Below are 23987 nucleotides of genomic sequence, written 5' to 3' on the forward strand. Positions count from 1 at the left end.
ATGATTGCTTTATCACAGTTTTGTCAGTTGCTAAAGGGTAATGGCATTGATTTTTTTGCTGGCGTCCCTGACTCTTTACTAAGCTCGTTTAGTCAATATTTAGAAAAATCAGCATCAAAAGAACAACACGTCATTACTGCAAATGAGGGAAATGCAGTTGCATTAGCCTTAGGCCATCATTTAGCTACTGCCTCTACTCCATTGGTGTATATGCAAAATTCGGGGCTGGGAAACGCTTACAATCCTTTAGTTTCTCTCGCAGATCCTGAAGTGTACTCAATCCCTATGGTATTGTTGATTGGCTGGCGCGGGCAGCCAGGGGTGAAAGATGAGCCACAGCACAAAAAGCAAGGTGCCATAACCCTATCGACATTAGAAGCTATGGGTATTCCTTATTTACAACTTAACGCTAACACTGAGAATATATCAGACTGTATCAATGAACTGATCAAAAAAGCTAAAACTGACTCTAGACCTGTTGCTATCGTTGTATCAAAAAGTACTTTTTTAAACGATATGGTAGAAACTACCTCCCCCCCCAAAAAAACACCTCTATTTACAAGGGAAAAAGCGATTGAACTAATCGTTAATTCACTGCCTAAAAACGCAAAAGTAGTCTGTACAACTGGCATGGCATCAAGAGAATTATTTGAACTTCGAGAACAACAGTCCCAACCCCATAACAATGATTTTTTAACGGTCGGGGGTATGGGCCATGCCAGCCAAATTGCTTTAGGCTTAGCAATGTATGACAGCAATGACATAGTTTGCATTGATGGTGATGGCGCAGCACTCATGCATATGGGCAGTTTAGCGATTAATGGCCATAGCCAATTATCTAATTTTAAGCATATTGTGCTCAACAATGGATGCCATGACTCCGTAGGAGGCCAAGCAACATTAAGTAAAAAAATCGAGTTAACTAATGTGGCCAAAAGCTGTGGCTATCATTTTAGTGTAAAAGTAACTAGTCAAACTGAATTAAACAATGTATTGCCTAACCTATTCGCTTCGTCATTACCCGCTTTTCTGGAGGTTGTAATTGATAGGGGGCACAGACGAGATTTGAGTAGGCCCACAGAAACTCCACTCCAATGCAAATTAGCATTTATGGGATGTTAACTTAATGATGAATCAACAGGTAAATTATCATTGCTTAGAAGCTCTGCTTTTTAAGCATAAAAATATACTGCTTATTTCTGGAAAGTCTCTTGAGAAAACCCAAATAAAACAAAAGCTCAATTTAAACTCTCCTCGCTTTCATCGTTTCAGTGATTTTACAGAAAACCCAACACTCCAGGAGGTTATTCTTGCAAAAAACACTATAAATAAAGTTGAAGCAACAGCAATCTTGGCTGTTGGTGGTGGAACTGCAATTGATGTTGCTAAATTAACCAAATACTACAAAAACAGTAATATATCAGAAACTAACACATCACCTCCAAATGTCTCTAATATCTCAAATATTCCTCTTTATGCGATACCGACGACTTTTGGCTCAGGCAGTGAAAGTACCAGCTTTGCAGTAATGTATATCCATGAGGAAAAATTTTCAGTCTCTCACCCTAGTATATTGCCGAACTATTATTTACTCGACCCTGAATTATCTCGTAGCTTACCCCTTTATACCAAGGCATCGGCTTGCTTAGATGCTCTGTGCCAAGCTATTGAATCTTATTGGGCTAATTCAGCAACATTAGAGAGTAGAAGAGAAGCCCTTTTTGCTATAACTCATATTGCAAAGCACTTTGAGGATTTTATAACTGCCCCAACCTCACGAATTGAAACTATAATTGCCAAAGCCAGTAACAGCGCTGGTAAAGCGATAAATGTGACAAAAACAACCGCACCACATGCACTCTCTTATTTCATATCTAAGCAATATAATATCAGTCATGGTCATGCAGTTGCTTTGTGCATGCTTAACATGTTTAAACTCAACGAAGAGAAAGCTAACCAATTAGCAGATTACAACTTGATCAAAACCCTTGAGGAAATTTACAATGCTTTAGGGGTGAGTTGTGCAATAGAAGCGCGTATGATGTACAAATACTTTCTGCTGAAAGCCCAGCTAATCAGCAGCTTTAGTGAACTAGGCCTATCAGGCGTTGATAAAGTAAGACTAACAATAAACGCTGTAAACCTTAAAAGGTTAAAAAATCATCCGATAGAGCTTAATACCAACGATTTAAAAAATATTTTTATTGATGAATAACTGCAACGATGAAAAAAAAATAGTACTAGTTCAAGGTAATTTTGACATTTTACACCCTGGCCATATTCGCTTACTTCGTTTTGCAAAAGAGTGCGGTGATAAATTAATTGTTGCTGTTAACAGCGACAGATCTATGGGGATAAAAAGTCGAGTAAATGAACAACATCGCTTAGAGATGGTTCAATCCCTCGAATGTGTTAATGAAGCATTTTTATCAGATTTAACGCCAGCAGAAACAGTAAATAGCCTAAAACCTCATATTGTCGTGAAAGGTAAAGAGTTTGAAAGTAGGCACAACCCTGAGCATGCTCTTGTTGAAATGTACGGAGGAAAGCTTATTTTTGGCTCTGGTGAGTTTGAATCTAACTCCGAACAATATATTACAAGAACAATAAGCCATGGTCATAACTTTAATTACAAAAAATGCCAAAGTTATGCAACAAGGCATCAGTTTGATTATCAATCAATCAATACGGTATTTTCTCAGTTTAGTGAAAACCGTGTTGCTGTAATTGGCGAAATAATCGTCGATGAATATATCCAAGGTACTGCGGTAGGCTTATCTCAGGAGGATCCTACCATAGTGATGACACCAGATAGAACGGATACATTTTTAGGCGGAGCAGCAATTACAGCAGGTCATATAAAAGGGCTAGGAGCTAATCAAGTTACGCTTTTCTCGGTACTTGGCAAAGATGATAAAGCTGATTACGTAAAAAATCATATTAACGCATACAATATTGATACTATACTTTTCGATGATGGCAGTCGCCCAACACCATTAAAATCACGATATAGAGCTGGCAATAAAACACTTCTAAGGGTCAATCAAGTTCGACAGCATAAAATTTCTAAAGAAATTCAAACAGATTTATACATGCAACTTGAAAGTAGTATTAACAACTTCGATTTACTGGTATTTTCTGATTTTAATTATGGATTATTACCTCAAACTCTGGTCGATAAAGTCATTGCTTTATGCAAAGAAAACAATGTACGTGTTGTCGCAGACAGCCAAACATCTTCTCAAGTTGGTGACATTGCCCGTTATAAAGATATGATGCTAATAACACCAACAGAAAAAGAAGTACGCATAGCATTGAATAATATTGATGATGGTCTACCTATATTGGCCCAAAAACTTTGCGAAAAAGCAAATCCAACGTCTTTAGTTATTACCCTCGCAGGAGAAGGTATTTTTATCCATCTACCAGATCAAAACGGCCAATGGGAAAATGATATGCTTCCTGCGATTAACCGTAATGCGGTTGATCCTGCGGGAGCTGGTGATTGCTTCTTAGCTGCCAGTAGCCTGGCATTGTGCTCAGGTGCGACACCTTGGCAAGCTTTTTATATTGCAAGTATTGCAGCCGCTTGCCAAGTAGATACTCTCGGAAATCAGCCACTGTCCTTCAACACGCTACAGCAACGAGTACTGGAGTCATTCAAAAATATATGAAAGCAATATTGCTTGCAGCAGGGTTAGGCACTCGGTTAAAACCTTTGACTAATACAATTCCAAAATGTTTAGTGCCTATTAAAGGCAAGCCTTTATTGGCTTATTGGCTAGAAAAGCTCGATAAACTTGGTGTCAGCGACATACTCATTAATGTGCACTATTTCGCTGAACAAGTAGAAGAGTTTGTGTCAAAGTCCGAATACCGTAATAAAATAACAATCGTTAGAGAGAAAAAGTTACTCGGTACAGGCGGCACTTTGATTAGTAATAAAGAGTTTTGGCATTGTAGTCCCACAATGGTCATTCATGCTGATAACTATTGCGAAGATACCCTTACTAATTTTGTAGAAGCCCATTCAAAAAGGCCCAAAAAGTGTGATGCTACGCTTTTACTTTTTGAATCTGCTTCTCCCTCCTCATGTGGTATTGTTGAACTTGATTCAGACGCTTCAATCCAAAGGTTTCATGAAAAAGTATCCAATCCACCAAGTAACCTAGCAAGCGGGGCATTGTTTTTATTCTCCGCAGGAGTGTATGAAAAATACTTTTCACACTTTAAACAGGAAAGCTTCTATGAAATTAGCCACGACATGGTGCCTTTATTATTGGGCAGTCTTTATAGCTATAAAACCCATCTGAGATATATAGATATAGGCACTCCACAAGCTTATAATAAACTTCAAACTGAATTGCTGGCTATCAACAAACCTGCTTAATATTAAGATAAATAAAAACTAGGATATAAAGTGAAGTTATCTGAAAAACTTAAAAACAGCATTGCAAGCCATGCAAAACTTCCTGCAATTTTTTTTGATAATCAATACATTACTTATAAACAGCTTGCAAGTTACGCTAATAATATTAACACGAGCGAAATAAGTGAAGCTGAGCAAGTTGGAATTTTAAGTTACCGAGATACTCACTATTATAGCGCCGTACTTGCCTGCGCTTTAGATTCACGAACATTTATACCACTTGGGGTAAAACTGCCAATAGCTAGATTGGCTTCTATCATAAAGCAAGGCAACTTAAAGTATGTTTTATACAGTAAAAAATATTTGTCGATCAGCCAAGCATTAATAAAAGCACTCCCAGATAGAGTATTTGTATGTTTGGACGATATAGTCAATAAAAGCATTGTATCAACTAAATCACTACAAGCTCGCAGCCTATCCAATATCGCTTATGTTTTATTTACTTCAGGTTCTACAGGCTCACCAAAAGGTGTGCCTATTAGCATTGCGAATCTTAAGTCTTATCTTGATACTATGTGTGAGTCTTTACCCCTCAGTAATACAGATAAGGTAAGCCAAGTATTTGATCCAACGTTTGATCTAAGCATGCATGATATATTTGTTACTTGGCTGCAAGGTGCTTGTCTTTATGTAGTGCCTGAAACCGCTATATTTGCGCCAGGTAAATTCATTAAACAACACGGGCTTACAGTGTGGTTTAGTGTCCCTTCTACTGCATCAATTATGGCTAAACTAGGAATGCTTAAAAATGATGCCTATCCTAGCCTTCGTGTGAGTCAGTTTTGTGGTGAGCCCTTACCTAGAACACTCGCTCTGCAATGGCAAAAAGCAGCACCAAACAGCAAGGTTATTAATTTATACGGACCAACTGAGGCTACAATAGCATGCAGTAGATATGTATTTGATTGTAATGATGATAGTGATAGTAGCTATATTCCCCTGGGTAAAGCACTTAAAAACATGAGCTTTGATTTAGATGCACAAGGTGAGCTTTTGATTTCGGGGCCTCAAGTATTTTCTGGGTATTTAAATGACAATATTAAAACTCAGCAATGTTTAATTAAAACAAATAACATTACCCATTATCGAAGTGGTGATCTCGTAAATCGTGATGCTCAAGGAGTATTTCACTATATTAGCCGTGTAGATGACCAAGTTAAAATCCAGGGATACCGCGTTGAGCTATCCGAAGTAAATACACTAGCACAAAATTTTTTATCAAACCCTTTGGTACAGGCTATCGCAACGCCAATACAACAACCTCAAAGTTTGACTTTATTTATTTGTAATCCAGCCGATAAAGAAAGTGAGCAAACACTGATTGATTACTTAAAGCAACAGCTGCCACTTTATATGGTGCCCAAAAAGATTATATGGATCGATTCCATGCCACTAAATAGTAATGGTAAAATTGATAAAAGCGCCCTACATACCATGATGGAGAAATAATGAGCTTAACAAATTCGATTGAACAAGCTATCAATAATAAATTAATAGAAAAGCATGGTGAGCAAATACTCGTATCATTGAATAAACAGGATAGTTTAATAAGTTCAGGTCTTTTAGATTCACTTGATTTTATTAGTATGTTGATGGAAATAGAAAACAGCTTAAATCTTGATATTGATTTTGAAGAAGCAGACCCTGTGCAATTTACATCTTACAGTGGCCTAATAAAGCTACTTAGTGAGTCTACTAATGCCTAACAAAGTGAACTGGCAAGAAATATATAATACGGAATATGTAAATGCTCCTGAGTGTTGGAAAACATGCGGTGGTTACTGCTGTAAAAATTTTTACGGAGAGCATTTTAATATCCTAGACAAAAGCGGTGTATCTTTACCTCTTCTTGAAAATGAGTATGAGTACTATAAATCAATTGGTGGTATTAAAAACATTACTACACCAGCAAAAAAGCGCACATTTACGCTTTCAAACGGTAAAAGCTTCAGTATCTACTTGCTCTCTTGTCAGTGTGGTGGTTTATGTGAACCTCATGGACACAGACCCTTAGTTTGCAGAATATATCCCTATTTCCCTATAGTAGATGCGTTTGGTACTGTTATTGACTTTGAGTATTCCGCTTTAATGGATCTTTTTTACCGTGATCCTGATAATAACCATAAATGTACGCTGGTTAGAGAGCAAGCCATAAAGTTGAAACGTGAACTTACAGTTTCTATGAAACCACTATTACGTGACCCTGAAGTAGTTTTTATCTTTAGGTGTTTGAAGGAGCTTGTAGACCGCCTCAAAGAAAAAATGGGGGGCTTTATTGATACCTTAGATGAATCACAGAAAAAAAAGTTTATTGCTAAATATGAATGGATGATTCTGTCAGGCAAGCCGTGGAAAGATCCCGCTTTTTCAAAAAGAATTGACACTATCTACGACGAAGTGAAAGCAGCTTTCGGCAATGAGGACTTTTTGTGAGAAGTATCAGCCAAGAACAAATTATCGCAACATTACATTCAGTTGGTATCAACATGAATGACAGTGTGTTTATACACTCTTCATTATTTACACTTGGCGCTATAGAAAATCACTCAGTAAAAGAAGTGCCTGAGGCGTTTCTAAACAGCTTTAAAACTGCAATTGGTGATAACGGTAATATATTTATGCCAGCCTTTAATTATCAATTCCCACGCAGTCGCAAAGAAGATTTGCGCTCACAAGAATGTGTCTTAGGGTATTGGCCTGAGTGGTTTCGACAACAACCAAATGTAGTACGCTCAGGGCACCCTATGTTCTCAATCTGCGGTTTAGGGCCTGATGTGGCAAAAATCTGTTTACCCAAAAAACCTGAATATTATGCCTTTGCAGAAAACTCAACGTTTAGTAGGTTAATAGAACAAAATACAGTGCTTGTACTGCAAGGCATTGGCCTTAGAGTCGCCACGGTGATTGTTCAAATAGAAGCAATGTTAGGATTAAAATACCGGTTTAATAAACCTTTTACCGGTGTGACAACGCTCACAAATGGAGAAGAGGCTAACGGTACTTTTTACCACTTTTGCTTTCCTATAAATAATGCCTACAGGGAAGACTATTCCAAGTTAGAAGCTGCATTATTAAACTCAGGGATTATGAAACAAGCCCAACTTGGAAGATCATTTATCTATACAATAAAGATGAAAGCACTTTATCATTTTGTAAAAGACTTTGTTGCTGATAACCAATTTGCATTGCTTAACTGTAACCCATCTGAACTATATCGTTTTGATAATGGAAAAGAAGTCTCTTATTCTGTCGATAAATAATTGTTTATATCGTTATATGCGGCAACAAGTACATCAGCTTGTCGCCATTGTTTACCGCCTGATCTGCCTGAAATAATTATATTATCGACACTGTTTTTTAATGTATCAAAATTAGCTTGATTATTTTTTTCAAATTCTAAAGTTGGCACAGGAAAAGTGCCATGTATGACCTGTTTAATATGACTGATACATGTAGCATCTTGGCCGACAACTTGCATTTTCTTTAATGTATTCACAATTTCATCCACGTCATACTGCTCCACCTCTTCTGGCCTGCATAATATTTCTGCCGACAAGTTCGCATGCTGACTTTTAGTGCTGAGGTTAGGGTATAACGTCAACCTAAATATATCCGTTTGATGATCCCACACCCATAGATAATGCGATTTTTGATCAAGTAAAGGCAAGTCAAAATTCAAATGAAATACAATAGCAGTTCTCAGTTCTGGCTTGTTATAAACTAAAGGTAAGCCTAATGCTTTTAAGGCAATAAACGGAGGAGCACTCCAAAATAACAACTGACACTCAAGGATTTCTGCTTTATTAGTAAGCTTTACTCCCGTGATCTGCCGTCCATTAGTCTCTATCTTCTCTATTGATGAAGAAAGTACAACCTCAACTCCAGCGCTTTTAACTTTAGTTACTAAATACTCAACCCAAGACTCAATGCCTTTATTTTCTAATGGATAAAAGTAATTTGGAGTTTTTGAGTTGTCTTTGGTTTGTCTTTCATGAAAATGCGCTTGCGTTTGATATCCAATTTTAGCATCAAAAGTAGGAATATTTTTCAGTGCATTTGCAACATCGGGCTCAAAAGCAAGAATGCGAGTAAAGCCAAATAGTCCTGCTGCGACCGTTAATGTATTTAAATCTGTATGTTTACCATAGAGCTTATACAGAATTGGTTTAATAATATGCTGGGTAAACGTCTTGCCTAATGTTTCTTCGCAATAAGGGAGTATAAGCGAACTGCCACTAGAAGAGGTTGCTTGAATAAGCTCAGCACAACCTTGATAATACTCTTCGCTTGGCAGTTTGTGACTATCTGGAAACGGAGAGTTTAAATCCCATTCACCGGCGAAGTAATTACCTGATTGCAGTTTTTCTATTACGTGCCAATAGTAATCACGATTTTCTAGCTCGCCAAATAACAGAGTATCAAGCGCTTCTATGCCCGTTGCGTTCGGTATATGTGATCCCATATCATAATATGCACCTAACTCATCTTTTATAGAACAAAATAATCCCCCAACACGCTCACTTTGCTCAATTATTGTAACTTTTTTAAAAGACTGTTTGAGTAGTAATGCCGCCATTAAACCACATACCCCACCACCAACAACGATAGCTGAATTTCGCATAATAATTCTCCAGAAACTAGTAAGTAGTAGCTATATGATAACCACTCATGATTACGTAATTTGAGCAATAGGTGATTTATATGCAACGATACTTCTTTGTGCAGAAGTGATCTTATCATTCTGATCATAAGAAACATCATACGATTGCTGCGTTATTGCAAATTTACTGAATAGTTCGCAAACATCTGCTTTAGAAGCAAAAAATAGGCCATCAATGTCAGTGAAATAATCCGGCGAAAATTGTCGCGCAAACCCATCATGCTGATATCCTGAGTTTATAAATGCAGGATGAGTATCAGCATACATAATAGAAAATATACAACCGCCTGGTTTTAACACTCGGTAAGATTCACTAAGGGCAACTAAAATATCTGAGCGAGGAACACAGTTTAAAGCGCTTCTGTCTATCACTAAGTCGAACGAATTATCTTGCCAAGGTAACTGAGTAAAATGACCATTAACTAAATCAGCTTTAAGTTGTAACCTTGTTAGACGCTCTTGAGCAAAATCTAAAGCAACTGAAGATATATCAATACCAGCAACATCAACTCCCTCTTCAGCCATAAAAACGATATTATTTCCAGCACCACAGCCTAACTCTAATGCGCTTAAACTTGAATTAGTGTGCCTTAATCGCATCACCAATGATACGATTGCATCATAAGGGTATTTATTTAATTGCCTGCCCTGCTGATAAATATTCTGCCAATTACCCATTTCACTTCATGACCAAGAGTGTTTGTTGCTCTAGCTTGTCAATTGCAGACGCCATATCTAAAACACTGCATCCATATTTATCCGCAATATCAATAGAGTCGTGCTCTCCATCACTATAATTTAATAACATCTTAATGTAATTAAGCTCATCGAGTTGGCTTACACGCTCTTTACTAAAAAAACTTAACGTTGGATACAACCCTTTACTACCTAAGTTAGGTTCACCAAAAGGTAGTGTATTCTCAAAAGTCGCAGCTTGTTCAAACGCCAAAAATATTTTCTCTAATTTATCAATACTATCAAGCAGTGGTTTTATTCCCATAAACGCTTTAGTATCAAGGGAAGTATGATACTGGTGGTAGCCAGAATGAAAACTACGGCTGACACAGCACACTGGCAATTGAAAGCCGGGAGAATTATATTGCCTTTCATCAGAACCACTTAAAGGACTAAATTGTATGTTTTCATGGTTATAATCATGTTGATTTAGATGATATAGAAGTTTATCTAGCATACCATTATCATTCCGACTATGTTTAAAAACTAATTTTTCAGGTTCTCCACCCATACAATTAATAACCAGCCCAGAAACCATGTTTGCAGTAAAATGCTTCCCCATTAAATGAAGCAATCCTAAACTACCTATTGTTTCAGGGTGTAATGCAAAACGGTAGGAGTAACGACGTTTTGGCCATTTTTTAATACGATTAAATAAGCCTAAAAGAACTAAAGGGCCGCTCAGCTCATTATTCGCCATTGATGGGTGACATAGATATGAACTTAATAATACTTCTTGTTTAGATTCACCATTTAAAACTGATTGGGCGATATCCAACGAACCATCTACAAACTGACTCTTAATTACAGCTTTGTATGTTCCCTCTTTAAGTTGTTCACGTATTTCATGAGCGATACAAAAACCCCAACGCTTTTTATAGTAGCTAGTAACATAAGGGATTGCCGTTGGCTGCTCAGGTAGGCTATATAAGTGCTTTTGAAGCTCTTCAAGGCTAAGCTCTCTTTCTACAGATTCTGAGTAATTAACGACCTCAATATTCAATCGCTGCATATCAGCAATTTTCTCTCCATCAGGCCCTAATAAATAAGCATCTTCACAATGCCACTCCTTAGGTACAGTCCAATCAAATATTTTTTCACCAGAAGCAATAGAAGAAATATTAAGCGGCATATACCGCGAGAGAATACTATAACTTTGTCGTAAGCCTGGACCTGTTATAGAACGAAGAATAGGGAAAAGTTCATCAAATAACTCATTGTAGAAAGCCTCTGATTCTTGGTAATCTGTCACTTTATTCCTTTCCTAAGTCACATTTTTCATCATAGTGGATTTTATAATCAGCCATTATCTCTTGGATATAACATTTCCATAACTTATTTAGCTGTTTATATTTTTCTAAACAAAATACTTCGTCTTCATATTGATACAAAAGCGTAATCATCGGGCAGTGATAATATAAGAGCGCGCCTTTTATTATATGAAATATATGCCCTAAGCTAGTATTTCTTAAAGAGTAAACATACCTAGCTTGACGCTGTAATTGCTTAGCAGCAATACTACGACTTGTAATATCTTCATCAATAATTGAGAGTAGATGCTCGCAAATATCCTGAAGTCTATCCACTGCAATCAATCTATCTTCTACATCATCAACAGGTAATACTGTAAAATAATTATTCTTGATATTGCTGATAACCAACTCTTTATCAATCTCTTTTTCAATATCAATTAAATTATCTGCTGCAGTAGGAATAGCACCTTGAAGTTTTGCACCGTTTCCTACATTTATGCAGTTATTCACTTTGTAAAGACTTAGAAGCTTTTCTAACTGCGCATGAGCCACAAGAAAGAGATCATTTGAAACAACATGGCCACCCAAATTACCTTCAATCAATCGACCATTGAACTCTAAACTACCGTACCCCTCTGAATCATCATCATTATTTACTTTGTAAATACTATCTTTACTGTGATGTGAGCCTGATGGCTGTTTACCGTTATCAATACCAAAAAGATAGATATTTCTAAATCCCATATGAAGTAAAAACGAAAGGGCTGCATTTGCAACAACAGGATTACAGTAAGGGATCAATGGTAAAATTTGGGACAAATGAACTTGAGATATAACGTCCATTAAACATGTTCCCGCCTCATTACCTTTTCCCGCTATTCCTGCCCATTTATAACGTTTATTCGTATCAGGATATAAAGTATTAAGGCCCAGCAAGTTCACTTTTTTGTATTCATCAGCAGGGAAAATATCACCAAAAATTTTATAGTTCGAATATGGACGTTCAACTAACACATGAAAGTCAACTGGGATACCCTTCTTATATAATGACGCTATGGCGGTTCCCGCAGCGATTACGATCCCTTTTTGATGGTTATTTTTTAAAAATACTTCAGCTTCATCCAGCGATGGACCATTACCAACAATAAATATAGGTGTATCAAAGTCTATTTCCTGGGTCGTCTTCGTTAGTAACGCAGCTTTATTTCGAATATGATGGATACTATGAGCAAGCCCAGTTATTGCATCGTTGTAAAACCCATGACCAAACTGAAAACGGAAGTAATCTTCACTCCACTGCTTAATCAAAACATTTAGTTCTGTACCGGGTGTATGCTGATAGCAAAAACTGCGCACTAAGGAAAATGCACCAATGTCTTCGGCTATTTTTTCAAGGTCAATTATAAATGATTTATGATCAACACCTAAATGAAAAAACAAGCACCCTCCATTGGAATCAATTTTTTTTATAATTTCAAACCAATCAGTGCAAAATAAACTCGCAAAAAATTGTTCAAAATCTGGTTCAACTAAAAATATATAGTCAAATTGAGTATCTTCCAAAAGAAGCGGAACATGATAACCTAGCCCGATACCAAAAATAACTGCGGAAGGAAATGAAGATGGTAAGTTACGAACTACAGGTTTACTTTCGGCTCTGACTTTTTTCATAAAGCGAGTTAACTTTACCATATATCGAGAGTGAATACGGGTATCGTCATCATCTTCAGGATAACCAGTGTAGTCAGTTAAACTAAATACGGGCCTTTCTCTTTGTGCCTGTATTTGTTTTTCAGTTTGAGTAATGGGGTCTTGTGAATAAAGTAAAGTATTTCCACCACTTGGTATAAAATTACCATGCCCGGACTCTGTAACATGTAAGCAAAAGTCATCTTTGGTTTTAAAGTTTTTTATTGCTATTGCTATATCAGGGAAAAACTCAGAAAAACACTCAAAATTCTTTTCAAATCGCTCATTTGCTTCTGTAGCAAAAATCGCCTCTCTTTCTTGATGTTTTATAGTTTTTTCAAGTTTTTCTGAGATGTGCTCAAGCTCGTTATTAATATCTATATTCTTTATCATGTCGGTTACCTACTTGATATTTTTATACACATTTATTTTTTTTTGCGTATTAATATGAATACCAAGTTCTTTTGCAGCCTGCTGTTTTTTGAGGCTTATTTCTAATACCGTAGTATTCAATTTGATTGAAAAATCCGATAAAAATAACACATCGTTTTCGCTGAGGTTCTCAGGTGAGGTAAAGAGTGCTTTCAATGTTCTATCAATTAATAGTAACTTGCTTTGAGCTGACTCTATATCACCTTCAGCTAAATATTGATTAATTACAGACAAATCGGGGGCTAACTGAGACAATAAACTAGCCGACATTAGCATCTATACCATTTTCACTAAGTGTTTTTTCTCGAACGTCATGAGGAATAGCATCCCAAGCAGACTTTATTTCTTTTAATAAATTAGATACTTCTTCAACAATTGCAGGATCATTTTTTATTGTTGCATCAACTAAGCGATCTATCATATAAGAATAAAGTGCATATAAATTATCAGTCACTTCACCACCAACTTTAAAATCTAAACAGCCCCTTAAGGCTTCAATAATAGCAGTCGCTTTAGATAAATGTTCGGCCTTCGCTTCCATATGTTTTCTTTCAATAGCAACTTTAGACATCACCATTTTTTCAATCGCACCCGCCATTAACATTTGAATTATTTCATAGCGATCAGCACCGGCAACACGGGTCTTGAGTGCTTCTTTCTGATAATTTTTTACTTTGGCGTTATACATATTAAAACCCTTTTAAATCAAAATTAATTTATGATTTGTTTCTTGTAAATCCAGGTAAGCTCGCAAGCTGCGCTCCTAAGTACTGTTGTGTTGATTGCATTTGCGCCAGTAACACATCTAAACCCGCATATTGCTTTCTAAGCCTACTTTCTAATTCGGTCATTCTAAATTCATGCTTTAGTACATCATCTTCTAAATCAGTGACCTGTGTATTTAAATTATCTTCTCTTTGCTTTAAAATGCCTTTTGAACTTACGTAATTATCTAAAAAAGATTCGAACTGTTTAGCAACACCATTTTCACCAGCAAAAGCCTTTCCGATATCATCAAAATTTTCATCCATTGCTGTATTTAAACTGCGGACTAAAGTTGATTTTTCTAGATAACCTTTCTTATCAACACCCAAGCCAATATCAAAAATACTTGTGAAAGGCCCTGCATCCGTTAAATTTGTAGAAAGCATATTGACCATTTGTGAGCTCAAAGTACGAATGGTTGCATCGCTATTTAAAGGTTTTCCGACTCTCGATTGCAGACCTAACTGCCCTATAGCATTGTTATAATTAGCAATAAATTCATCAATTAATGTTGTAACGCTCTCACGGTCATAGCTAACAGCCAACTTTGCCGTCTCTCCATCAACGCTTTGTCGTTTAGCGGTGATCGTCATATCTTGTACAGCATCTTTAAACGTATTGGTGTCATTGGTAATCTCAATACCATCAACTTTAATTACTGCGCTTTTTGCTTTATTTTCATCTGCTATACCAATACCACCGCTATTAGGAGCTCCACCATTAGCATCAGTGGATACATTATCAAGCTCAGCATTATCATTGGTGATTACCAAGTCATTATTAGCGCCACTTACACTTGAAGTAAGAACCAACTTTGACTCTGTACCAGTATTTATTATATTTGCTGTTACACCAAAATTATCATCCGAGTCATTAATTGCGTCACGCAAATCAGCTAATGTCGCACCTGCATCGAGAGTTAGATCAAAGCTTTTGTCTCCAGCAGCAAATGACAAGGTGCCTCCAGAAGCAGTAACCACATCATCCGTTGCCGTAAACAAACCAGCATTTGATGTCGCGCGACTGCCTTGAGCAAGTGCTAAAACTTCAATTTTAAAATTACCAGGCGTAATATCTTTTGTCGGTGTAACAGCAATTAAATCGCCGTCGTCACTAGTAGGTTGGCTAATATTGGCTATGCGTTTATTAAAATTATCAGGATCTGCTAGCTTTTTTATTGTGTCTTGTAGCTTGGATAACGCAGACTTGATCTCTCCGATTGAAGATAATTCAACTTCTAACGACTTGTCCTTTTTTGCAAAGGCATTCATTTTTGGAACATTTTCGGCATCAACAGATGCTTTAATGATACTTTCGAGATCCAGCCCAGATCCAATACCTGCGGATGTTATAAGTGGCATACTTCTCTCCTACTATCTGTTCCAAAAAATATTATACAGTTTGATTTAGTAACAAACCTTTGTTAGTTAGTTTATCGGCAAATTCATCTAAAGCTTTAGCAACTTCTCTAAACTCTTCAGTTGGAATTTCACGAATAACTTCTTCGCTTGTTTTATCAAACACTTTAATTATTGGTGGATCACCCTGCTCATCAAATTCAAATTTTAAATTTGTTGCCGTCACAGGAATATATTTATTTAATTTCTCTAAGTTTTCTTTCACTTCGTCGATCAGTGCTTTTCTTTCACTTTCAGAATCAAGTTGCTGACTATTATCAACAAGTGCGGGCTCTCTACCAGCAATTTTTGTACCAGCTTTTTCAACAGTTGCTTTTTTACTTGCTTCGTTTAACTCATTTTTATTTGTAAAAGATGAATTAGCGGTGAAGTTTTCACTCGATTTAATTATTCCACCTAAGTCAGCCATAATAGCTCTCCTTCAAAATACAAACAAAGTATAAGTCATTATCGAGACAATATCTCAATAATGACCTAATTAACCGTCTAGCCTAGTAACGATAATGCTACTTGTGGACGCTGGTTTGCTTGACTCAAAATAGATTGGCTTGCTTGTTGTAATATTTGAGATTTAGTCAAATTAGCTGTTTCGGCAGCGAAATCAGTATCTTTAATACGTGACTTAGCAGCACTCAAGTTTTCTGAAATGTTAGATTGGTTACGAATAGTTGATTGAAAACGATTTTGCACAGCACCGAGTTCGGCACGCTTTTTATCAACTACTGCAATCATTGCATCCATACCAGCCATTACCGCTTGTGCGTTAGCTTGAGAAGATACACTAATACCACTTGCTGTAAATACAGTTGCAAAGTCGGTATTATCAGCTGAAGCACCAACCTGCGAACTAATTGTTCCCGCAGTAGCACTTAAGCTTGCACCTGTCACAGCACTTGCTACACCTGCAATACCTGACATAGTAAAGCCATTATTACCCGCAACCGAGTTTGCAGTGCCACCAACAGAAGCCATACTAAAGCTAATATTCTGTACAGCATCAGCACCAACTTGGAAGTTAGCTGAGAATGAACCATCTAGGAGATTTTGACCACCAAATGTTGTATCTGCAGCAACACGATTCACTTCTTCTGATAATGAACGAATTTCTTCTTGTACTGCTAAACGATCTTCATCTGTATTTGAACCGTTTGAAGCTTGTTGAGCAAGAGTACGAATACGCTGGAACATTGACGTAGTCTCATCAAGTGCGCCTTCAGCAGTCTGCGCAAGTGAGATCCCATCATTAGCATTTCGGTTACCTTGATTCAAACCATTTATTTGACTAGTTAAACGGTTAGATATTTGCATGCCTGCAGCATCATCTTTTGCACTATTAATGCGAAAACCTGATGATAGACGTTGAAAGGATGTATCGAGCTGGTTACCAGATTTCATCAACTGGCGTTGTGCGTTCAATGAACTCACATTAGTATTTACATATAAAGCCATAATAGCCTCCGCTTTATCATTTTAAATAGAATAACAACGGGATACCCCTACCCTGTTATTACTCCAGACTGAGAGTCCTAGATTTTTAGTTCTCTAAGTCAGTTATCGTCAGATAAAACGGAAACTTTAGCTTTATTTATAAATTTTTAACAACGTTATACTATTCTAACCCTGTAACAAGCTTAATGCAGCCTGAGGCCTTTGATTTGCTTGGCCTAATATTGTTTGGCTCGCTTGTTGTAAAATTTGGTTTTTAGTTAAGTTAGCTGTCTCCATTGCAAAATCAGCATCTTTAATTCTTGATTTAGCAGAGGCTAAATTTTCAGAAATATTAGCTTGATTTCGTATTGTCGACTGAAAACGGTTTTGTACCGCACCTAATTCAGCGCGTTTTTTATCAACCACCGCTATTAGAGAATCCATACCCGCAAACACAGCCTGTGCATTTACTTGTGATGACACACTAATACCTGCAGCTGTAAATACAGAAGAAAAATCTAATGTTGTTGATGCCGTTGCGCCATCAACTGAGCTTACATTAGCTGCGAGCGTTGAAAGTGCTTTACCACCCACGGCTGAAGCAACACCGGCAACACCTGATATAGTAAAACCACCATTAGCAGCAAGAGAATTAGCTGTATCGCCAACAGACTGCATACTAAAACCAATAGTCTGTACAGCATCAGCACCAACCTGAAAGCTTGCAGAATAAGAGCCATCCAATAAATTTTGACCACCGAATGTAGTGTCCGTGGCAATTCGGTTAACCTCATCAGATAACTGTCTAATCTCTTCTTGGATAGCGAGCCTATCTTCATCTGTATTAGAGCCATTTGCTGATTGCTGAGCAAGTGTTCGGATACGTTGAAATGTAGAAGTAATTTCATCAAGCGCACCTTCAGCTGTTTGTGCCAGCGAGATACCGTCATTCGCATTACGGTTGCCTTGGTTTAAACCCAAGATTTGCGATTGCAAACGATCCGATATTTGTAAACCAGCAGCATCATCCGCCGCGCTGTTAATACGCAGACCAGATGATAAACGTTTAAAGGAAGTATCTAAGTCGTTGCCAGTTCTTTCAAGCTGTCTTTGCGCATTAAGCGCGCTGACATTCGTATTTACAAATAAAGCCATAATAAACTCTCTTCTTATCTGTCAAATTAAAGCCACTCTTTAATTTAATGAGTGGAATTTTGACAAAGTGACCTGTTACTACAGTCAAGTTAAGTTGACTGGGGGCAATAAACTGCCACTTTGCAGATTAATTTAAATCGTAATAAGTATTCAGCAATCTTTAGGCCAACTTTATAGATAGAGTTGCATTGAATTATAAAAAACGAGAAAAGGGCCTATAAGGCCCTTTGAAGATAAGTTTGAGAGTGGGTATGCCTAACACTTACTATTGGCATAGTTTGTGCTTTAACAATTATGTTCTTACAAATGTTAGAACAATACAGGATTTTTAAGCGCCTCCGCTTTATCAATCCGTTTCAGCGCCTTTGTTAATACCCCATTAAACAAAGGCGCTACATTCTTAGTCAATTAATTGACTATTTCCAACCAATTATCCTAGAAGACTTAATGCAGCCTGTGGACGTTGATTAGCCTGACTAAGAATTGTTTGGCTAGCCTGTTGTAGAATCTGCATTTTTGTTAAGTTTGCAGTTTCTTGCGCAAAGTCTGTATCTTTAATACGTGATTTTGCAGCACTTAGGTTTTCTGAAATATTTGACTGGTTACGAATCGTTGATTGAAAACGATTTTGTACCGCACCCAGCTCAGCGCGTTTTTTATCAACAACCGCGATTAATGAATCCATGCCGGCCATTACCGCTTGCGCATTCGCTTGTGAAGATACGCTTATGCCGCTTGCTGTAAATACCGCAGCAAAACCTGTAGCATCAGCTGATGAACCTACTTGCGAACTAATTGTTCCAGCTGTAGCACTTAAACTTGCGCCTGTTACCGCACTGGCAACCCCTGCAATACCTGACATGGTAAAACCGTTATTACCAGCGATTGAGTTAGCCGTACCGCCAACTGACGCCATACTAAAGCTGATATTCTGTACAGCATCTGCGCCAACTTGGAAATTCGCGGAGAAAGAACCGTCTAAAAGGTTTTGACCACCAAACGTTGTATCTGCTGCAACACGGTTTACTTCTTCAGATAATGAACGAATCTCTTCTTGCACCGCTAAACGGTCTTCATCAGTATTTGAGCCGTTAGCTGCTTGCTGTGATAATGTTCTGATACGTTGGAACATTGATGTTACTTCGTCTAATGCACCCTCAGCTGTTTGTGCTAGTGAAATACCATCGTTCGCGTTACGGTTACCTTGGTTCAAACCGTTAATTTGTGATGTTAAACGGTCAGAAATTTGTAGACCTGCCGCATCATCTTTCGCACTGTTAATACGAAAACCTGATGATAAACGTTGGAATGATGTATCCAGTGCATTACCAGAATTATTTAATTGTCTTTGTGCGTTTAACGCGCTAACATTTGTATTTACATATAAAGCCATGATATCTCTCCAGAAGTAAACTTATCATTTACTCTCAAACTTACTAGATTAAGCAGTGGTTGTTATTTACAACGCTTTGCTTGGTTAATTAAGTTATCGGTCTAGCAAAAAAATCCTTTAGCTTTTTTTTTTATTTTTTTTCCATTATTTTTTAAGCTCATGTAATTTAATGAATTTTATAGTGACTAAATTAATAAAGCTCATTAAAAAACTAAAAGGATTATTGTGCAGGTCTTTTTCTTCAGGAAATTATTAAGCTGTTAAATAGTAAGGAGATGATCTTAAAAGGCTGGAAAAATACGAGAGTAAGGCAATATATTGCCTTACTCTTGATGTTCTTATAACTTACTTATAAGTAATCGAACAGTGATAATTTAGCTAAGCGGCCAAAAGTTGCCTGCGACGCTTGCAGTGCAGTTTCTTGCTTCGTGAGTTCAGTAATAGCCTCAGCCATATCAAGTTCAATTAAATCTGCACGGGAGGATTTATTATTTACATCTAGATCACTATTAGATTGCGTGATTTTCTCAGCTGTATTTAACCGCCCACCTAAACCAGCCTGTGTTAAAGAGACCTGATTTTTACTGTTATCGATTTGGACCATGGCCGATGCCAATACTTGGTCATAATCTTCTTGACTAATTGTTGGGTCAGTTAACCCAGCAATTAAATCGCTTAATGTGTTTAAAATATTTTCTTTTTTCGGCGCTTCTAAAGTAAAGTCTACCTGCCCGTTTGCAACTGGGCTAATATCAATTTCCATCCCAGCAAATTTAATTTTTGATCCCTCAAAGCTGCCAGAGCTGATCACACTTCCACCTTGTTCAACCTGATATGTATTAGGTGTACCTGGGGTTGTTAGAATATTAAACGTATTTGCTCCGGCCGCGGCTGCGGGATCAGCGTTATAATTTGCTTTATGAAAAGCATCAAACTGAGCTTGCTCGCGTACATACACTTTTGCGCTAGTGATCCCTCCTGAAACAACGCCGTCATTAGAGGCAACATTCAACCGGGCATTGACCTTTTCAAACGTATCAACCCCATTATCACTGGATTTAATTTCAACTCCTTCCGCTACTTTAATTTTATGCTGGCCTTGGTCGCCACCATAAACATATTTGCCAGTTGAAGAATCAAGCGAATAGGTTTGGGTGTTATCTTGATAGCCTGAAAATATATACTTACCATCTTCAGTTTTAGCATTCATTAAATCAAGCACACTACTTTGTATAGATTTAATCTCTTCAGCAATACCTTCACGATCGATATCGGTATAAACACCATTACCTGCTTGAATTGCCAATGTATAGGCTTTTTCAAGTGAGCCTTTAATATTTTCAAGCACACTGTCTTGAGTCTTTAATCGACTCGTTAGCATGGTAATGTTTTTACTGTATTGCTCATTCGCTTGTATACGATCGGTATACAGTAACGCCCGTGCTGTTGCCGATGGATCATCTGAAGCTGTAAGCACTCGCTTTTGGGTATTAACTTGCTCTTGTGCTTTATTGACATTTTGCTGATTATTCAAAATCGAATTAACACTGTTTTGATACATCAAATTATTAGATAAACGCATAATTACCTCGCAGCATTAAGTAAAGTGTCAAATATAGAACGGGCTGTTGAAAGCACTTGTGCAGACGCCGCATAAGATTGTTGAAACCGCAATAAATTGGCAGCCTCTTCATCAAGGTTAACTCCCGAGAGTGATTCATACCAGGCTTCAGACTGTTGAGCTAATGCCTCAAAAGCAGCACCATTGGTCTTCGCTTGATTGGTAACAACACCAATATCAGTAACTAACCCTGCATAGGCTTGATTAAATGTTTTATGATTATCAGCCGATGCGGTTGTGGTAACATTTTGCCGCACTAGCTCGCCACTTTGTAACCCAGCTAACATTAAGCCATTGCGGTTATCGTCAAAACCACCTTCATTAAACTCCAGTGTAAAACTATCACCTACCGCTGTGGTGCCTTCAATATCAAAATCAAAACCGTAACTATCATAAGGAGGGCCAGCTTGCTCTAGTAGATTTTTAGCAGGTGGAGTAATCGTAAAAGTCGAGCTGCCGTTATTGTCTGTAATTGTATATTCATTAGCATTAGCGGTTTTCACTATCGTGATATCACCATTTGCTAGATCCGGAGGCGTCGTGGCTGTAAAGCCACCCGAAGTCACACTAGTAACAGTCCCTGCTGATATATTGCCATTACCTGTATTGTTTATATTATCTGCCGTACGAATTGGAGAAGCCAGCGCTAACGCTTCTGGTCTATCGGTAGCCAGTGTTAAACTCGATGCAGCCTCGGCATTCAGTTTAACTGCAAATTTATCGCCAACATTACCAGTCCCTGTAACGTTTAATTGTAAACCAAAAGATTCCCCACCGGTCATAGTCGATGAATCAATAACGCCAGCAACTATATTGGCGGTTGAGGGAGAGCCTAATGGTTCACCTTTATTATCGACCGGTTGTATTTCTACCGTTGTGCCACTGGTATAAGTAACAATAAAGTCACTGGCAGGAATTTCACTGCCTTTACCTGGTTCTAAGGTAGCCGTTATGCTTGAATTGCCTGTATTGGCTTGATAAGCGTGACCGCCAATCGTTGGGATTGTAAAAATATCACCACCGAGCTCGCCATTACCGTCCATTCCTAAACGGTTTTGTTGATTAAAAGCATCAGCAATCGCAAGCCCCATTTGGCCAAGTTGGTTTTGTGCTGGCACTAAAATGTCATCACGAAATGCTAATAATCCGCCAATTTTACCTTTAAGCTTAGTCACATCAACATCAAGCGGCACAGCTTTGCCGCCATCTATGTCTAAATGTAATTCTTTAAAATTAGGATCAGGATCGCCCGCCATCGAAAATAAATTAAATGCGCCATCTTGCATTACTAATGATTCGCCGGTGCCCATAAATACGAGCTTTTCACCGTTGGGGCCATCAAGTGTCTCTACATCAATTAATTCCGATAACTTACGAATAGCAAGGTCTCTTTCGTTGTACGTGGTGCTTGAGTTTGCCTCGTTACGCGTACCATTTACGGTAGCTATTTGCTTATTCAAGCTGCTAATATTTTGAATTAATGTATTCGCTTCATCAGAAAATATTTCTAACTGATCATTCACGATATTTTTTTGATTAAATACAATGCCTGATAAGCGATCCATTTGATCAATCAAATTTTTTGCATCCGTCATTACGAGCGATCGTGCAACTGAGGATGATGGCTGATTTAAACTTTCCTGCACATTATTGAATAACGAATTCATACTAGTCGATAGACTATTGGATTCTTGAGAAAACAAACTATCAACCCGGCCAGCCTCAGTCACAAATTGGTCGAAAAAGGTTTTATTTGAGGTATCACGATTGAGTTGCTTTTGTGCAAACTCATTTAATAAACGATAGGTTTCTCCACGACCGACTTGGTTATCAATCATGGTCATATGCTCTGTACGCTCGCGTACATAACCTACCGTATTAACATTGGTAATGTTCTTACTGGTGGTTTGCAGTAACTCAGAGCTAGCTCGAACTCCTGAGCTTGCAATGTCAAATAAGTTAAACGACATGTTAATTTACTCCTTGGCGAACCAATGATGTCGCCAATGTCTTAAGCTCTGTGTGGTTTAGCACTTGCTTAATTTTGTCAGCGTAATTGGGGTCAGTGGCATAACCAGCTTTTTGTAATGAATCTAAAAAGGCAGCCGGTTTTGCGGTATTTTGTAGCGCTTCTTGGTAACGTGGGTTTTCTATCAAAAACTGCACAAAGTCATTCACACTCTCTTTAATAGAATCATATGCACGAAAACTAGCTTGTTTTTTAACTGGTGTGCCTTGCTCAAATTCAAGCGTCATTTTGTTGGCTTTCTCACCTTGCCAGCTTTTATCTGATTTAATATTGAATAAATTAAAGCTGCTATTACCATCACTTTTATTAATGATATGTTTCCCCCAGCCAGTCTCAAGAGCTGCTTGTGCAACCATCACAGCGGGGTTCAAACCAATTTTCTCAGCAGCTGTTTTGGCATGTTCCCAAACACTACTGATAAAATCTTCTGCATTTTCAAACTGAGGTTTTTGCGCTGTTGATGAGCTGCTATTGACAGCCTGAGTGTCAGCCGCCTTATCAGCATTCTTGCTGGTTGCACGTTGATCACTGGTAAAATCATCGACGGTGCGCAGCACTGAACTAGGGGTAAATTTTTTCCCGTCAGGAGAGAGTTGTTGCACTATGAGATCGGCTAAGCCCAATGAACCTTTTGAAGATAAATCAACCGATAACTGTTGATCATGCATTTCTTCAAAAAACTTTACTCCACTGGAGTTAAAAGGGCTGTCTTCGTCTTCAAACGCTTCGTTTGCTTTACGCATACTTTTTAAAAGCATTTGCGTAAAAATAGATTCAAATTGTGCCGCTGCTTTTTTTAGCGCTTCTTTTGATGCTTCAGGCGAGGCACCACTTTTTAAGGCATCTTGACGTAATGTATTGAGATTGCCTAAATCAAAGAAGTTTTGTTTATCGAGATGATTAGTATCCATCAGCAATTTGACACAGTGATTAATAATAGTATTAACAATGCAATAATTAAGCCAATGCGAGTTTGCGAG

The 23987-nt window shown here is 37.7% G+C and carries 22 protein-coding genes; 8 read left to right on the forward strand and 14 right to left on the reverse strand.

Annotation, left to right across the window (positions count from 1 at the left end):
- Genes aepY through H5200_RS05620 form a run of 8 tightly spaced genes read left to right on the forward strand, consistent with a single transcriptional unit; the run spans position 1 to position 7689 of the window.
- Positions 1-1122 (forward strand): phosphonopyruvate decarboxylase, encoded by a 1122-nt coding sequence (gene aepY, locus H5200_RS05585; protein WP_182761115.1) that lies wholly within the window; start codon positions 1-3, stop codon positions 1120-1122.
- A gap of 4 nt (positions 1123-1126) precedes the next feature.
- Complete coding sequence (locus H5200_RS05590) at positions 1127-2215, forward strand: iron-containing alcohol dehydrogenase (RefSeq protein ID WP_182761116.1); 1089 nt, start codon at positions 1127-1129, stop codon at positions 2213-2215.
- The gene (locus H5200_RS05595) at positions 2208-3674 is read left to right on the forward strand and encodes a PfkB family carbohydrate kinase (RefSeq protein WP_182761117.1); all 1467 of its coding nucleotides are present in this window, start codon (positions 2208-2210) and stop codon (positions 3672-3674) included. The genes H5200_RS05590 and H5200_RS05595 overlap by 8 nt, the downstream gene beginning before the upstream one ends.
- Positions 3671-4390: a nucleotidyltransferase family protein gene (locus H5200_RS05600; RefSeq protein WP_145239477.1), complete on the forward strand. Its 720-nt coding sequence runs from the start codon at positions 3671-3673 to the stop codon at positions 4388-4390. The genes H5200_RS05595 and H5200_RS05600 overlap by 4 nt, the downstream gene beginning before the upstream one ends.
- 30 nt (positions 4391-4420) lie before the next feature.
- Complete coding sequence (locus H5200_RS05605; protein ID WP_182761118.1) at positions 4421-5878, forward strand: AMP-binding protein; 1458 nt, start codon at positions 4421-4423, stop codon at positions 5876-5878.
- Entirely contained in the window at positions 5878-6135 is a 258-nt protein-coding gene (locus H5200_RS05610; protein ID WP_182718199.1) for a hypothetical protein, read from the forward strand. The genes H5200_RS05605 and H5200_RS05610 overlap by 1 nt, the downstream gene beginning before the upstream one ends.
- The gene (locus H5200_RS05615; RefSeq protein WP_058559738.1) at positions 6128-6862 is read left to right on the forward strand and encodes a hypothetical protein; all 735 of its coding nucleotides are present in this window, start codon (positions 6128-6130) and stop codon (positions 6860-6862) included. Before H5200_RS05610 ends, H5200_RS05615 begins: the two co-directional genes overlap by 8 nt.
- Entirely contained in the window at positions 6859-7689 is an 831-nt protein-coding gene (locus H5200_RS05620) for an AAC(3) family N-acetyltransferase (RefSeq protein WP_182761119.1), read from the forward strand. Before H5200_RS05615 ends, H5200_RS05620 begins: the two co-directional genes overlap by 4 nt.
- Here the strand turns inward: H5200_RS05620 and H5200_RS05625 are convergent.
- The 14 genes from H5200_RS05625 to flgJ form a co-directional block, all read right to left on the reverse strand.
- Positions 7671-9050: an FAD-dependent oxidoreductase gene (locus H5200_RS05625; protein ID WP_182739659.1), complete on the reverse strand. Its 1380-nt coding sequence runs from the start codon at positions 9048-9050 to the stop codon at positions 7671-7673. The two genes, H5200_RS05620 and H5200_RS05625, sit on opposite strands and share 19 nt — an antisense overlap.
- Positions 9051-9101: 51 nt before the next feature.
- The gene (locus H5200_RS05630; protein WP_182739658.1) at positions 9102-9767 is read right to left on the reverse strand and encodes a class I SAM-dependent methyltransferase; all 666 of its coding nucleotides are present in this window, start codon (positions 9765-9767) and stop codon (positions 9102-9104) included.
- A 1-nt stretch (position 9768) separates the two neighbouring features.
- Positions 9769-11076, reverse strand: coding sequence for a DUF4910 domain-containing protein (locus tag H5200_RS05635; protein WP_182761120.1), 1308 nt, complete (start codon positions 11074-11076; stop codon positions 9769-9771).
- A 1-nt stretch (position 11077) separates the two neighbouring features.
- On the reverse strand, positions 11078-13159 hold the full coding sequence (locus H5200_RS05640) for a 6-hydroxymethylpterin diphosphokinase MptE-like protein (protein ID WP_182739656.1): 2082 nt from the start codon (positions 13157-13159) through the stop codon (positions 11078-11080).
- Positions 13160-13168: 9 nt separating this feature from the next.
- A complete protein-coding gene (locus H5200_RS05645; protein WP_182718206.1) occupies positions 13169-13468 on the reverse strand; it encodes a hypothetical protein in 300 nt (99 codons plus the stop codon).
- Positions 13458-13886, reverse strand: coding sequence for a flagellar export chaperone FliS (gene fliS, locus H5200_RS05650; protein WP_149981556.1), 429 nt, complete (start codon positions 13884-13886; stop codon positions 13458-13460). Before fliS ends, H5200_RS05645 begins: the two co-directional genes overlap by 11 nt.
- Positions 13887-13914: 28 nt before the next feature.
- Positions 13915-15324 (reverse strand): flagellar filament capping protein FliD, encoded by a 1410-nt coding sequence (fliD, locus tag H5200_RS05655; protein ID WP_182718207.1) that lies wholly within the window; start codon positions 15322-15324, stop codon positions 13915-13917.
- Between the two features lie 31 nt (positions 15325-15355).
- Positions 15356-15790 (reverse strand): flagellar protein FlaG, encoded by a 435-nt coding sequence (locus H5200_RS05660; protein WP_149981560.1) that lies wholly within the window; start codon positions 15788-15790, stop codon positions 15356-15358.
- A 77-nt stretch (positions 15791-15867) separates the two neighbouring features.
- Positions 15868-16830 carry a flagellin gene (locus H5200_RS05665; RefSeq protein WP_149981562.1) on the reverse strand — a complete coding sequence of 321 codons (963 nt, stop codon included), beginning with the start codon at positions 16828-16830 and terminating at the stop codon, positions 15868-15870.
- 165 nt (positions 16831-16995) lie between these two features.
- A complete protein-coding gene (locus H5200_RS05670; protein ID WP_182718208.1) occupies positions 16996-17964 on the reverse strand; it encodes a flagellin in 969 nt (322 codons plus the stop codon).
- A gap of 430 nt (positions 17965-18394) precedes the next feature.
- On the reverse strand, positions 18395-19357 hold the full coding sequence (locus H5200_RS05675; RefSeq protein ID WP_149981565.1) for a flagellin: 963 nt from the start codon (positions 19355-19357) through the stop codon (positions 18395-18397).
- 349 nt (positions 19358-19706) lie between these two features.
- The gene (gene flgL / locus H5200_RS05680; RefSeq protein ID WP_182718209.1) at positions 19707-20939 is read right to left on the reverse strand and encodes a flagellar hook-associated protein FlgL; all 1233 of its coding nucleotides are present in this window, start codon (positions 20937-20939) and stop codon (positions 19707-19709) included.
- A gap of 2 nt (positions 20940-20941) precedes the next feature.
- Positions 20942-22948 (reverse strand): FlgK family flagellar hook-associated protein, encoded by a 2007-nt coding sequence (locus H5200_RS05685; RefSeq protein WP_182718210.1) that lies wholly within the window; start codon positions 22946-22948, stop codon positions 20942-20944.
- Between the two features lies 1 nt (position 22949).
- Positions 22950-23918 carry a flagellar assembly peptidoglycan hydrolase FlgJ gene (gene flgJ / locus H5200_RS05690; RefSeq protein ID WP_182718211.1) on the reverse strand — a complete coding sequence of 323 codons (969 nt, stop codon included), beginning with the start codon at positions 23916-23918 and terminating at the stop codon, positions 22950-22952.
- Positions 23919-23987 lie beyond the last annotated feature (69 nt).

Origin of the sequence: Pseudoalteromonas sp. SG43-7, from assembly GCF_014164295.1 — a bacterium.
In the GTDB taxonomy this organism is placed as follows: Bacteria; Pseudomonadota; Gammaproteobacteria; order Enterobacterales; family Alteromonadaceae; genus Pseudoalteromonas; species Pseudoalteromonas rhizosphaerae.

Coding starts and splice junctions, on each gene's coding strand:
- H5200_RS05615 (WP_058559738.1), top strand. CDS start 6,128: ATGCCTAACAAAGTGAACTGGCAAGAAATATATAATACGGAATATGTA.
- H5200_RS05670 (WP_182718208.1), bottom strand. CDS start 17,964: ATGGCTTTATTTGTAAATACGAATGTCAGCGCGCTTAATGCGCAAAGA.
- H5200_RS05610 (WP_182718199.1), top strand. CDS start 5,878: ATGAGCTTAACAAATTCGATTGAACAAGCTATCAATAATAAATTAATA.
- fliD (WP_182718207.1), bottom strand. CDS start 15,324: ATGCCACTTATAACATCCGCAGGTATTGGATCTGGGCTGGATCTCGAA.
- H5200_RS05600 (WP_145239477.1), top strand. CDS start 3,671: ATGAAAGCAATATTGCTTGCAGCAGGGTTAGGCACTCGGTTAAAACCT.
- H5200_RS05675 (WP_149981565.1), bottom strand. CDS start 19,357: ATGGCTTTATATGTAAATACAAATGTTAGCGCGTTAAACGCACAAAGA.
- fliS (WP_149981556.1), bottom strand. CDS start 13,886: ATGTATAACGCCAAAGTAAAAAATTATCAGAAAGAAGCACTCAAGACC.
- H5200_RS05590 (WP_182761116.1), top strand. CDS start 1,127: ATGATGAATCAACAGGTAAATTATCATTGCTTAGAAGCTCTGCTTTTT.
- H5200_RS05640 (WP_182739656.1), bottom strand. CDS start 13,159: ATGATAAAGAATATAGATATTAATAACGAGCTTGAGCACATCTCAGAA.
- H5200_RS05685 (WP_182718210.1), bottom strand. CDS start 22,948: ATGTCGTTTAACTTATTTGACATTGCAAGCTCAGGAGTTCGAGCTAGC.
- aepY (WP_182761115.1), top strand. CDS start 1: ATGATTGCTTTATCACAGTTTTGTCAGTTGCTAAAGGGTAATGGCATT.
- H5200_RS05630 (WP_182739658.1), bottom strand. CDS start 9,767: ATGGGTAATTGGCAGAATATTTATCAGCAGGGCAGGCAATTAAATAAA.
- H5200_RS05665 (WP_149981562.1), bottom strand. CDS start 16,830: ATGGCTTTATATGTAAATACTAATGTGAGTTCATTGAACGCACAACGC.
- flgL (WP_182718209.1), bottom strand. CDS start 20,939: ATGCGTTTATCTAATAATTTGATGTATCAAAACAGTGTTAATTCGATT.
- flgJ (WP_182718211.1), bottom strand. CDS start 23,918: ATGGATACTAATCATCTCGATAAACAAAACTTCTTTGATTTAGGCAAT.
- H5200_RS05595 (WP_182761117.1), top strand. CDS start 2,208: ATGAATAACTGCAACGATGAAAAAAAAATAGTACTAGTTCAAGGTAAT.
- H5200_RS05660 (WP_149981560.1), bottom strand. CDS start 15,790: ATGGCTGACTTAGGTGGAATAATTAAATCGAGTGAAAACTTCACCGCT.
- H5200_RS05625 (WP_182739659.1), bottom strand. CDS start 9,050: ATGCGAAATTCAGCTATCGTTGTTGGTGGTGGGGTATGTGGTTTAATG.
- H5200_RS05645 (WP_182718206.1), bottom strand. CDS start 13,468: ATGTCGGCTAGTTTATTGTCTCAGTTAGCCCCCGATTTGTCTGTAATT.